Below are 12,977 nucleotides of genomic sequence, written 5' to 3' on the forward strand. Positions count from 1 at the left end.
TTGAAAAAAGTAGTATATAATAACCCTAAATGATCAAATGAATATTATTAAAACCCTCATGGTCGGTGCGTTCTCAATGACCGCATTGACAATGGCTGCAGCAGAAGTGCAGCAGAATGGCAACAAGGTCATGGTCAAACCCGATGGTGGTCAGGCCAAAGTTATCTGTCTTGAGGTGATGAACGACAACATCATCCGTGTGCGCGCCACATCCGAGAGTGCATTACCTGTCAAGAAACCCAGTCTGATGATTGTACCGCAGATAGCTCCCGCAAAAAAAAACTATACGATAAGTGAGGACGAGCAGTCTGTAATAGTCAAAGCGAAGAATGTGACTGCCGTAGTCAATAAGGCAACGGGTGCGATCGTATTTTTTGATGCCACAGGAAAACAACTGCTTAAAGAGGCTAAGGATGGCAAGAAATTCCAGAACTTCACAGTCCCTGAGCGCGAATACGGAGTACGCAACATCGGTGGAGTGACCGAAGAGATGAAGCACGGACTGACTTGGCAGATGCTTTTCGACAGTCCTTCCGATGAAGCCTTCTATGGATTGGGACAGCATCAGTCTGAGGAATTTAATATGAAAGGTAAAAACGAAGACCTGTTCCAATATAACACCAAGGTCTCTATTCCTTTCGTACTCTCCAACAAGAACTATGGTATCCTGTGGGACAGCTACAGTTATTGCCGCTTTGGCAATCCCAACGACTATTTGCAGCTGAACCGTGCCTTCAAACTCTACGACCGTCGCGGTAAAGAAGGTCATCTGACTGGTACCTACGTCGATAAGAATGGTAAGAAACTGGTGCGCGATGAGGATAGCATCTATTATGAGTATGCTTGTCCTCCAACTTCAGAAATTGCCAACAAGACCGATAATGGTGGTCTGAAGAACCTCCCCAAGGGCTTCAATCTCCAAGGTGCCACTGTGACATACGAAGGATTTATCGAGCCTGAATGTTGTGGTCGTTGTGCCAAGGCTGGCAAGAATGAGAAGCAACTCTATCAGTTTATCCTCTACTATGCCGGTTATATCAAGGTGTATATCGATGGCAAGGAGGTGGTGCCTGAGCGTTGGCGTACCGCATGGAACCCCAACAGCTATAAGTTTAGCACCGAACTGACCAAGGGTAAGAAGGCACAGTTGCGCATTGAGTGGCAACCCGATGGTGGCGATTCCTATTGCGGACTGCGTGTCTCACAACCTCGCAATAAGACAGAGCGTGAGCAACTCAGTATCTGGAGCGAGATGGCGCGCGATATGGATTACTACTTCATTGCAGGTCAGAATTTCGATGATGTCATCAGCGGCTATCGCACTTTGACAGGAAAAGCATCGCTCTATCCGAAATGGGTGCTCGGCTTCTGGCAGAGCCGCGAACGCTATCAGAGCAGTCAGGACATCGAGGATAACCTCGCAGAGTTCCGTCGTCGCCACATTCCTATCGACAATATCGTGCAGGACTGGAACTACTGGAATCTGCCCGATTGGGGTGCTCACGACTTTGAAGCAAGCCGTTATCCCAACCCACAGGCTATGCTCGACTCTGTTCACGCTATGCACGGACGCTTCATGATTAGTGTATGGCCTAAGTTCTACGACACCACCGAACACTATAAGGAACTCGACGAGAAGGGATGGATGTATCGTCAGGCTGTCAAGGACGATATCCACGACTGGCTTGGCTTCCGTGGTTCGATGTATGATGCCTATGATGAGGGAGCTCGCAAACTGTTCTGGAAACAGATGGACGACCATCTCTATAGCAAGTTTAATAAGAATGGTGTGCCTGGCATCGATGCTTGGTGGATGGATGCCTCAGAGCCTAATGTGCGCGACTGCACTCCGATGTGGTATCGCAAAGCACTTTGCGGACCTACTGCCCTCGGCACTTCTACCGAATATTTCAATGCCTATTCTACCGTCAATGCCGATGCTATCTACAACGGACAGCGTTCGGTATGGAAGGGTAAAGCCAACGAACCTCGTGTGTTCCTGCTCACCCGTAGCGGTTTCGCTGGTGAACAGCGCTATTCTACAGCCACTTGGAGTGGTGATATCGGCACCCGTTGGGAGGATATGCGCGCTCAGATGACAGCCGGACTCAACTATTCTATGTCGGGTGTGCCTTTCTGGGGAATGGACCAAGGTGGCTTCTGTGTAGAAAACCGCTATGTTGCGGCTCAGAAACTCTTCAACGAAACAGGTGAAGAGAACGAAGATTTGAAGGAATGGCGTGAACTCCAGGCTCGCTGGAATCAGTTTGGAGCCTTCATCCCCTTGTTCCGTTCGCATGGTCAGTGGCCTACTCGCGAAATCTGGAACATCGCTCCCGACAATCATCCTGCCTATAAGTCGTTTGTTTATTACGACCAGTTGCGCTATCGCTTGATGCCTTATATGTACAGCATGGCTGCATGGGCTCACTTCAAAGACTATACGCTGATGCGTGCACTCGTTATGGATTTCAATGGCGATAAGGAAGTGGAGAATATCGGCAACCAGTGGATGTTTGGTCCTGCGCTCATGGCTTGTCCTGTTGGCTACTACAAGGCTCGCAACCGTAGCGTATATTTCCCCAAACAGTGTGGTTGGTATGATTTCTATACTGGCGAACACTATGATGGTGGTCAGCATTTGGTAGTTGATGCACCCTACGAGAAGATTCCTGTTTTCGTACGTGAAGGTGCCATCATTCCATTTGGTCCTGCCATGGAGTGGTGCGACGAGAAACCTGCCGAACTCATCAATCTCTATGTCTATGAGGGTCAGGACGGATCGTTCCAACTCTACGAAGACGAGGGAACCAACTACAACTACGAGAAGGGTAAGTATGCCACCATCGAGATTGCCTATAACGATGCCGACAAAACTGTCAGCTTCGGCAAGCGCAATGGTGCTTTCAAGGGTATGCTGAAAAACCGTCGTTTCAATGTAGTACTCGTGAAGAAAGACCAGCCCCGCGACCTCAACCTCGACAATCCTGAGGGTAAAATGGTGCAGTACAGCGGTAAGGCTGTTAGCGTGAAACTCTGATTTTAAAGATATTGCAATAGGAGGGGTGTGCCATACGGCACACCCTTCTTGTCTTATATAATACCCAATGACTACCCATTGACCACCTGCATAACCATCGTACTGACATCGCCCTTCTTCTATATACAAGTTGCCTAAATGTTCCATTTACCATGTACAAGATATTGCCCGTTATTTTGCCAAGGCATTTCCAATGTTTTGCAAAAGTATTACCCCATGTTTTGCAAAAGTATTACCCCATGTTTTGCAAAAGTATTACCCCATGTTTTGCAAAAGTATTGTCTAACGTTTGAAAAAGATCTTTTCAACGATTGATAAAGATGTTATCCAACGTTTGATAAAGATGTTATCCAATATTTGATAAAAGTATTATCCAATATTTGATAAAAGTATTATCCAACGTTTGATAAGGGTATTATCCAACGTTGGATAAAAAGATTATCAAGGTTTGGAAAAACGTTGATAAACGATAGCTTTTTATAAGGGAAATAGGATCACGCTTTACTTTTGTCCTTTCATGGCGTTAGTTAATTGTTTATGTTTTGTATCCTCAGGGCGTTGCAGGGGTGGTCGAATGGTGGTCGAAAATCTAAAAAACAGAAGGTTCGACCACCCGTTATGGTGTTGTGCTGTAGTTACTTATCTGATTCTGGTGGTCGAGTGGTCGAATTTTATGACGTCGCGTGCGCGTGCGCATATACGCGCACATAATATAAAGGAAGTTCGCCGATGCTCATTGATCTGTTTTTGTTAGATTTCTCCTTTGGTGCGCTACATCCTTGATTCGTCTCAATATCATTCAACAGCCCCGTATGGTTAAGCGCAGATTCAAATTAAAATGATGCTTAATACAACGATAGACAGAAGTTGTTTTCTGGTAATGAAAGTTCTCATTTCCATCCATCTTCATAAATTTGCTGGAAAAATCATAGCAGTTGCCGTTGGGTGGAGGTAAAAAAATGACAGAAAGCCTTTGTCTTCTTGCTGAAAATCGCTAACTTTGCCCAACGATTTACCAATACTAATTTCTTATGTATAGATTCTTTATTCTGGCATGTGCCATTGGCTGTATGTTGACCGCACAGGCACGCGACCGCCAGAACTTTGACAACGGATGGCGATTTGTGCTGGCAGACTCGGCACAAATGTCAAAAACCGATTATCATGATACGCATTGGCGTGCACTAAACCTACCACACGATTGGGCTGTGGAGGGTGATTTTCTCTGTTCTAACCCATCAGGAGCGGGTGGGGGAGCACTTCCTGGCGGCATTGGATGGTATCGCAAGACTTTCAATCTGCAGAAAAAACAAGGAGAACGCTACTTCATTGAGTTCGACGGAGTGTATATGAATGCCCGTGTCTATATCAACGGTAAGGAAGTGGGCTACCGCCCTTACGGTTATAGCTCGTTTGAATACGACATCACACCTTATCTCATAGCCGGTCGCAACGTGGTGGCTGTGCGTGTGGATAATAGCGATCAGCCTAATTCCAGATGGTATAGCGGATGCGGTATCTACCGCCATGTGTGGTTTACCAAAACCGCCGATGTGCATGTGAAACACTGGGGAGTGCATGTGGTTGCCAATCCCGACGGACGTATCTCCGTGACTGCTGATGTGGAAAGTCAGGGCAAAGCCTATAAGGTGCGCAACCAAGTGTTTGATGCCCAAGGACGAGCAGTTGGTTTGAAAGTGCGCCGTCCCCATCTGTGGTCGGTTGATGACCCCTATATCTATAAGGTACGCACGCAAGTGCTGGTAGGTGGAAAAGTGGTCGATGAGGTGTGGACCAACACCGGATTCCGCTCGTTCCGCTTCGATGCCAAGACAGGTTTCTGGCTCAATGGCAAGAACATGAAGCTCAACGGGGTTTGCGAACACCACGATTTCGGTTGTTTGGGTGCTGTGGTCAACGAAGATGCCATGCACCGCAAACTCGTGCGACTGAAGGAAATGGGTGTGAATGCCATTCGTTCATCACACAATCCGCCTGCTCCCGAACTACTCAACATGTGCGACACCATGGGACTTATCGTCATGGACGAGTCGTTTGACATGTGGCGCCGCCGTAAGACTCAAAACGACTATGCACGCTTCTTCGACGAATGGCACGAGCGCGACCTTGCCGACTTGATACTGCGTGACCGCAATCATCCCTCCATACTGATGTGGAGCATCGGCAATGAGGTGCTCGAACAGTGGTCGTCTGCCGATGCTGATACGTTGACTCTTGAGCAAGCCAACCTCATACTCAATGCCGGACACGATGCTTCGACCCTTGCCAAGGATGGCGAAACCAGCGTCAATACATTGTTGGCAGACCATTTGGCTGACATTGTGCGTCGCTACGACACGACACGTCCCATCACCGCAGGATGTAACGAACCATCACCCGACAACCACCTGTTCAAGGGTAAGGCACTCGATATTGTAGGCTTCAACTATCATCATCAGTGGATTAAGGATGTACCCAAGAATTTCCCCGGTCGTCCGTTTATCATGACCGAAAGCGTTTCAGCCCTGCAGACAACGGGATTTTACACCATGCCCAGCGACTCTGTCATCAAAGCACCTAAGGAATGGTGGTTGCCCTATACCGATCCTTCGTTCAAATGCTCGTCTTACGATAACATGCATGCCTCATGGAGCAGTACTCACGAGGAAACATGGGATGTGGTGAAGCATACTCCCTATGTCGGTGGACAGTTTATATGGACCGGTTTCGACTATATCGGCGAACCCACACCTTATTCTTATCCTGCTCGCAGCAGTTATTTCGGCATCATCGACTTGGCTGGTCAGCCTAAAGATGTCTATTATATGTATCAGAGCGAATGGACCAATCGCCCTGTTCTGCATCTCTTCCCCCATTGGAACTGGCTCGATGGCGAACAAATCGATATGTGGTGCTACTACAATCAAGCCGACGAAGTGGAACTCTACATCAACGGCAAGAGTCATGGCGTGCGCCGCAAGGCAGATAGCCACCAGTATCATGTGATGTGGCGCGTAACCTTTGAACCCGGAGAAGTGAAGGTCGTGGCACGCAAAGACGGTAAAGAGGTGCGCCAGCAGACTATCCATACTGCCGGACAGCCCCATCATTTGCAACTCAGCATCGATTATCAAGGTAAAAACACCACCTTCGTCAAGGTGGAAGTGGTTGATGAGAACGGCAACCGATGCCCTTGGGCAGAGAACCAAGTGTTTTTCGATACCGATGCCACCATCATCGGTGTGGATAACGGAAACCAGACATCACTCGAACGCTTCAAGGACAATAAGCGCAAAGCATTCTTCGGCAGATGCTTCGTCGTACTCGACGGACATGGCACGCTGACTGCTAAATCATACGGACTACCAACAGCAACTATCAAATTATGATGAAGAAAATCTTATTATCAGCAGCGCTCCTGCCTATGGCAGCCGTTGCGCAGATACAGACATCGGCAGGTGTACAGTATCTGCAATGCCAGGCAAAAGATATGTCGGGCGAGTTCTCTGACCTCTCCAACACTTATTTTCTGGCTGACAGTCTGGCTGGCTTCGACCTCAACAAGGGCGAAGGACTGCTCAACTGGAAACGCTACCGTCTCGCACCGCGACAGGCTTTCAACCTCAATGGCTATTGGCCTGTGCGCATGAAGATGCTCGATTTCCCCGACACACAGTATGACAACGACCCCAACCTGCGCATCAAAGTGCAGAAAATAGACAACCGCACACTTCGTGTCACCATCTTCACTTCACCCATCGAGCCGAAAATGGACGATGCCAACGACCCCATGTTCTCACCGGAATTTATTGCACAGCAAACTGGCGAACAGGCTAAAAACGGTCGTGGACGCTGGAACGTGAAAGCTACCGACCAAGCTATTGTCTATAAAAACAATAACGGTTCACTCGAAATACAGAAGTATCCGTTCCGTATCGTGCTGCGCGACGGACAGGGCAAACTGCTCACGCAGACCCGCCACATCATCGATAACGACAGTACACAGGTGAAACTCCTGCCCTTCAACTTTATCAAACGCGGTTCAGACAATTCGCGCAGCATCAATCCCGTACTGATGCTCTCACCAAACGAGCGCATCTACGGTTGCGGCGAAAGTTTCACATCGCTCAACAAAGTAGGACAGAAAGTGCAAATCTCGGTAGTCGATCCACAAGGACCAGAGACCGATGGCATGTATAAACCCGTGCCTTTCTATTTCTCTAATCGGGGATATGGTATCTTCATGCACACCTCGGCACCTACAACAGCTGATTTCGGTGCCTCTTACATCGGTGCACAGCGCCTCTTTATGGGCGACGAAACGATGGACTTCTTCATCTTCTTCGGTGAACCGAAAGACGTGCTCAATGCTTATACCGACGTCACTGGTAAGTCACCTATGCTTCCCCTCTGGACTTTCGGCACATGGATGAGCCGCATCACCTATTTCTCTCAGGAGGAAGGACTCGACATTGCCCGTAAACTCCGTGCCAACAAGATACCATCAGATGTTATCCATTTCGATACAGGATGGTTTGGCGTAGATTGGCAGTGCGACTATGAGTTTGCCAAAGATCGTTTCAAAGATCCAGTAGCCATGCTCAAGTCGATGAAGAAAGACGGTTTCCATACCTGTCTTTGGCAGTTGCCCTACTTCACACCGAAGAACCGCTACTTCCGTGAACTCGTTGATGGCGGCATGGCTGTACACAACGGCAACGGAACATTGAGCTATGAAGATGCGGTGCTCGACCTCAGCAATCCCAAGACCGTAGCATGGTATCAAGGCAAAATCGCTAACCTCATCAAACAAGGAGTCAGCGCTATCAAGTGTGACTTCGGTGAGGCTGCACCATACGATGGCATCTATGCCAGCGGTAAAACAGGATTCTATGAGCACAACCTCTATCCCCTGCGCTACAACAAAGCACTCTGGCAGGCTGTGCGCGACAATACTCCCGACCATGAAGGTGTCATCTGGGCTCGCAGCGCATGGGCTGGAAGCCAGCGCTATCCGCTCCATTGGGGTGGCGATGCTGCTACCAACGAGATTGGTAGCGTAGGTATGTTGGGCGATCTCCGTGGCGGTTTGTCATTCGGACTCAGCGGATTCTCCTTCTGGAGTCATGACATGGGTGGCTTTGTCACCAAGAGTCCCGACGATCTCTACCGTCGTTGGCTGCCATTCGGATTCCTTTCAAGCCATACACGTGCCCATGGAGCACCTCCTACCGAACCTTGGCTCATCAGCGAAAGCTTTACCAAAGCATTCCGCCAGTCGGCAGAAATGAAATACAAACTCATGCCTTATGTCTATGCACAGGCAAAGGATTGCTCTGAGCGCGGACTGCCTATGGTACGTGCACTGCTCGTGGAATTCCCCGATGATCCAGGTGCATGGTTTGTGGAAGACGAGTATATGTTTGGTTCGCAGATTCTTGTTGCTCCAATGCTCGAAACTGGAAAAAGCCGCACCGTATATCTGCCCCGTGGAAAGTGGATTGATTATCAGACAGGAAAAGTCTATGAGGGGGGCTATCAGACTATCCCAACTGCTGAGATTCCCTGCGTCATCCTCGTCAAGGATGGATCACTCATTCCCCATGTACCTGTCGCACAAAACACAGGCGATATCAAATGGGACAAGGTCGAGCTGAAAGCCTATAAGGCCGATGCTACCAAATGTACAGGACTCCTGTTCCGCCCTGGCGATAAGGAACTGCAACATATCGAGAAATAACTATTCATGAGCCGGGGGATGAACATCAACAATGTTTCATTACCCGGTATTTTTTATAACTACAATTCCTCTTTGGTATATACGATAACGCTTTATTATCAATTATAGGTACATGCTATGAAAACAATATGGGTGGCACTTGCAGCCATGACCATGGCGGCACCGATGCACGCACAACTGGTCATCAATGAAGTCATGCAGTCTAATATCGACTGTATCATGGACGACATGAACGAATTTCCTGATTCGTGGGTGGAATTATACAACAATGGCGAAAGTAGCGAACAGCTTTCTAACTACAGTATCGGACTTACCACTGATGCTCAAAAGGCATGGGCTTTGCCGGCATCACTTATCAACAAAGGATATCGCGTACTCATCTATTGCGACAAGGCGGCATCGGGTATGCATACTGATTTCCGCCTTGAGTCGGGAAAGAACGGCGAAATCTATCTGTTCAAAAACAATAAAGTGGTCGATAAACTGACCAAAATGAAAAAACAGCCTGCGCCTAATATTGCCTATGGACGCAAAACAGACGGTAGCGACACATGGGGATATATGGCTATACCAACACCAGGCGGCACCAACTGCGGATCTACCTGCAAGGATCTCTTGGGCGATGTGGTATTCAGCGAACCTGGACGGGTCTTGGAAAATGCGCAGACTCTCAAACTCACCCTGTCACTTCCTGACGGAGCGCCTGCAGAAACTGTCATCCGATATACTACAGATGGTAGCGAACCAATAGCATCAAGTTTGCAATATACCGCTCCAATCACCATCAGCGCCTCACAGGTGGTGCGCGCAAAACCATTCTGTACGGGGTATCTGTCACCTCGGTCAGTCACCCAGTCGTATATCTTCCACGGACGACAGATGACGCTTCCCGTTATTTCCATCGTTACTAAGAATGTGTATTTCTATGATAACAAACAAGGAATACTGGTGAAAGGCAACTATAACAGCAGTCAGGAAAACTATAAATACAACTGGCGACGCCCCATCAACTTGGAACTTTTTACTGCCGCAGGTAGTAAAAGTCAGCTCAACCAACTCTGCGAAACACGTGTCATGGGAGGTGCTTCACGTGATAATATGATGAAGTCGATGGCTATTTATGCCAACAAGCGATTTGGTACGAAGCGCCTTCAATATGAATTTTTCCCTGACCAGCGACCGGGTATCACCGATTATAAGTCACTCGCACTGCGCAATGCCGGCAACGACTTCGACTATCTCTACATGCGCGATGCTGTCATCCAACGGTCTATGGCTGCCTATGTCGATCTTGATTGGCAGGCATGGCGTCCTGCCATTGTCTATATCAACGGAAAGTACAACGGTATGCTCAACATCCGTGAACGAAGCAACGAAGATAATATCTATACCAACTATGAGGGATTGGAGGATATTGATATGATAGAAAACGGATGGGAACTGAAAGTAGGCGATTGGGAACATTTCAACCGCTTCAAGGCGTTCTATCAAGAACATGGACATACCCTGGCAGAATATGAAACATGGATGGATTGCAAGGAGTATATCAACCTGATGATCATGAATCTTTTCTACAATAATCAGGACTTTCCCGGCAATAACATCGTATGGTGGAGACCACGCACAGAAACTGGCAGATGGCGATGGGTGGCTAAAGATACGGACTTCGGACTTGGGCTTTATGGTTCGGCAGCTACCTATAAAACCTTTGAATGGTTCTACAACCCCAATTATGACAAAGACCACGCATGGGCAAATACATCTGAGGCTACAAGATTGTTTCGCCGATTAATGGAAGATGCCGATTTTCAACGGGAATTCATAGACCGTGCTGCCATCTATCTGGGTGACTTCTTGTCGGAAAAGAATATACGGTTGCTATGGGATGATATGTATAATCAGATCAAAACGGAATATCCTCACCATCGCAAGCTTGTCAACGAGTGGTGGCCAAATTATACCAACGAATTGAATACAGCACATAAATGGCTTAACGAACGTATTCCGAGTTTCTATCAGCAGATTTCCGACTTCTATAAAGTGGGAAATCCTGTTCCACTCACCATCAATGCCACGATGGCTGAAAGCGACAGAAACGCCATGACGATCACATTCAATGGCGTGCGCTTGACAGAAGCATGCTTTGACGGAAAATTCTTCAAGAATAGATCCATGCAGATCAATGGGGTGCTCTCCGACGGACGGGAGGTGAAAGCATGGAATATCGTACAGCATCAAGGTATTGCCACTACTACTATACAGCAGTCGGGAGCTACCCTTACTATGGCGCTACCCGATTGCGACAAGGTGGAGATTTCCGCTGTAATAGGTGAACCTACTGCCATCACGCAACCTGATACCAAAACATGGCACTGGTCGTTTGCTGCAGGAACACTACAGGTTGACCAGGTGGAGAAGGGTACCAAGGTGTGCGTATATGACCTATTAGGCAGAATACTCCATCGGACTACAGCAACTGGTGCACCGCTTTCCTTCGCAGTTTCTGCCAAGACCTGCATCCTGAAAGTTGGCGATGAGGCTGCAAAAGTAACTGATTCTACTCGACGATAAATCGAAAGGAGTGTTGAAGAATAGTATGATCTGAACATCGTTAAACGCGAAATAGAATACTTATGGACATACAACCAATTGCTTATTTTCGATCACCATTCACCTCGAAATTCGGATTGCCACGACAGAGTGGTATCGTAGAAACGTTGCATGGACGCATAGAACTCACTCGCGATTATGCCACACCAGAGGCACTGCGGGGATTGGAAGAGTATGATTTCATCTGGCTGATATGGGGATTCTCTGAAAATGTCGATGCACGTAAGCATCCTACCGTGCGACCACCATTGTTGGGAGGAAACGAGCGCGTCGGGGTTTGGGCAACGCGTTCGCCATTCCGACCCAATAATCTCGGACTCTCATCGGTGCGTATTGTGGCGGTGCGTCCCGAAGATGGAGTAGTGGAAGTGGCAGGGGCTGACCTCATGGATGGCACACCTATCTACGATATCAAACCTTATTTGGCTTATGTGGATAGTCATCCTGGTGCACGGGGCGGTTTTACCGATCGCAAACAGTGGCAGCGGTTGGAGGTGGTTATACCTGACGAACTGACGAAGACCCTATCACCACAGATCGTGCAGACACTGACCGATGCACTTGCGCTTGATCCTCGTCCTCATTATCATGATGATCCCGACCGGCAGTATGTGATGCCTTTCGATGGCTATGAGGTGGTATTCTGTGTGGACGGCAACATGTTGTATGTCAAGAAAATTATCCCTTGTATCGCTGTACCAGAAAAAAAGTAACCGCATTATTTGTAGATGACGGAAATTTTTAATATATTTGTGTCCGAAAAATGGTTGACATGATGGAAATGGTATTGATACTTATCTTGGCTATGGGCTGTCTGGTGGCTTTCTGTTGGGCTTGGCAGATGCGGAAAAGAATGCGTGTGTTGGAACGTGATATAATGATGCATCGCATCTTTCTGAAGAATGTTATTCAAGAGTCAGAACTTCCCCTTCGGCAAGTTTCTCGCATGGCTAAGATGCTTTCAAAGGATGATTTATACCTTTCCAAGAATGAAAAACACAATATGGCAGAACAGTTGAATGGCTATGCTTATTTCATCGATACATTGTTGAATGAACTTATGATCTTCACTAATCCTTCAGATGAGGTGGCACACGTGAGACGGGAACAGTTCAGTCCTAACGAACTTTGTCGACGTTGTCTGGAAATCAATATCTCCAACATTTATCATCGACAGGCTGTCAAGTTGAATTTTCATCGTACCATGAGCGATGAGTTCTTTATAGAAAGTGATCGCCATGTCATAGAGATTATCCTCAATAAGTTGATTCAGAATGCCTGTCGCTTTACCGAAAAAGGGGAAGTGGTCGTGGGGTGTAACACTACAGAGAATGAGGGCATGCTGACACTCGATGTCAGTGATACTGGTGCAGGAATTCCCAAAGATCGTCTGAGTCGCCTGTTTAGTTGGTTTGAACAGCCCGACGATATGCGCGATGAGGCTGAACTTGATTTGAGCATTTGCCAGCGGTTGGCACAAAAAATTGGAGGTGTGCTTTTTATCGACGAACTCTATGCACGTCAGGGAACTCGTGTGGTGCTGGTATTGCCCATCAAGTAGGCTGTAATACAGAAACAAAATTATAG

The 12,977-nt window shown here is 47.7% G+C and carries 6 protein-coding genes; all 6 read left to right on the forward strand.

The window, feature by feature from the left end:
- The first annotated feature begins 37 nt into the window (after positions 1-37).
- A complete protein-coding gene (locus CIK88_RS11865) occupies positions 38-3,040 on the forward strand; it encodes a TIM-barrel domain-containing protein (protein WP_094389779.1) in 3,003 nt (1,000 codons plus the stop codon).
- Between the two features lie 1,031 nt (positions 3,041-4,071).
- Entirely contained in the window at positions 4,072-6,429 is a 2,358-nt protein-coding gene (locus tag CIK88_RS11870; RefSeq protein ID WP_094389780.1) for a glycoside hydrolase family 2 TIM barrel-domain containing protein, read from the forward strand.
- The gene (locus CIK88_RS11875) at positions 6,429-8,780 is read left to right on the forward strand and encodes a TIM-barrel domain-containing protein (RefSeq protein ID WP_094389790.1); all 2,352 of its coding nucleotides are present in this window, start codon (positions 6,429-6,431) and stop codon (positions 8,778-8,780) included. Before CIK88_RS11870 ends, CIK88_RS11875 begins: the two co-directional genes overlap by 1 nt.
- 117 nt (positions 8,781-8,897) lie before the next feature.
- Positions 8,898-11,351: a CotH kinase family protein gene (locus tag CIK88_RS11880; RefSeq protein WP_094436690.1), complete on the forward strand. Its 2,454-nt coding sequence runs from the start codon at positions 8,898-8,900 to the stop codon at positions 11,349-11,351.
- 62 nt (positions 11,352-11,413) lie between these two features.
- Complete coding sequence (gene tsaA, locus CIK88_RS11885; RefSeq protein ID WP_094436692.1) at positions 11,414-12,103, forward strand: tRNA (N6-threonylcarbamoyladenosine(37)-N6)-methyltransferase TrmO; 690 nt, start codon at positions 11,414-11,416, stop codon at positions 12,101-12,103.
- Positions 12,104-12,162: 59 nt separating this feature from the next.
- Positions 12,163-12,951: a sensor histidine kinase KdpD gene (locus CIK88_RS11890; protein ID WP_158214685.1), complete on the forward strand. Its 789-nt coding sequence runs from the start codon at positions 12,163-12,165 to the stop codon at positions 12,949-12,951.
- Positions 12,952-12,977 lie beyond the last annotated feature (26 nt).

Origin of the sequence: Prevotella sp. P5-50, assembly GCF_002251295.1 — a bacterium.
GTDB lineage: Bacteria > Bacteroidota > Bacteroidia > Bacteroidales > Bacteroidaceae > Prevotella.

Excerpts from the sequence above, each read along its gene's own strand:
- CIK88_RS11865 (WP_094389779.1), top strand. The coding sequence starts at position 38 with ATGAATATTATTAAAACCCTCATGGTCGGTGCGTTCTCAATGACCGCA.
- CIK88_RS11870 (WP_094389780.1), top strand. The coding sequence starts at position 4,072 with ATGTATAGATTCTTTATTCTGGCATGTGCCATTGGCTGTATGTTGACC.
- CIK88_RS11875 (WP_094389790.1), top strand. The coding sequence starts at position 6,429 with ATGAAGAAAATCTTATTATCAGCAGCGCTCCTGCCTATGGCAGCCGTT.
- CIK88_RS11880 (WP_094436690.1), top strand. The coding sequence starts at position 8,898 with ATGAAAACAATATGGGTGGCACTTGCAGCCATGACCATGGCGGCACCG.
- tsaA (WP_094436692.1), top strand. The coding sequence starts at position 11,414 with ATGGACATACAACCAATTGCTTATTTTCGATCACCATTCACCTCGAAA.
- CIK88_RS11890 (WP_158214685.1), top strand. The coding sequence starts at position 12,163 with ATGATGGAAATGGTATTGATACTTATCTTGGCTATGGGCTGTCTGGTG.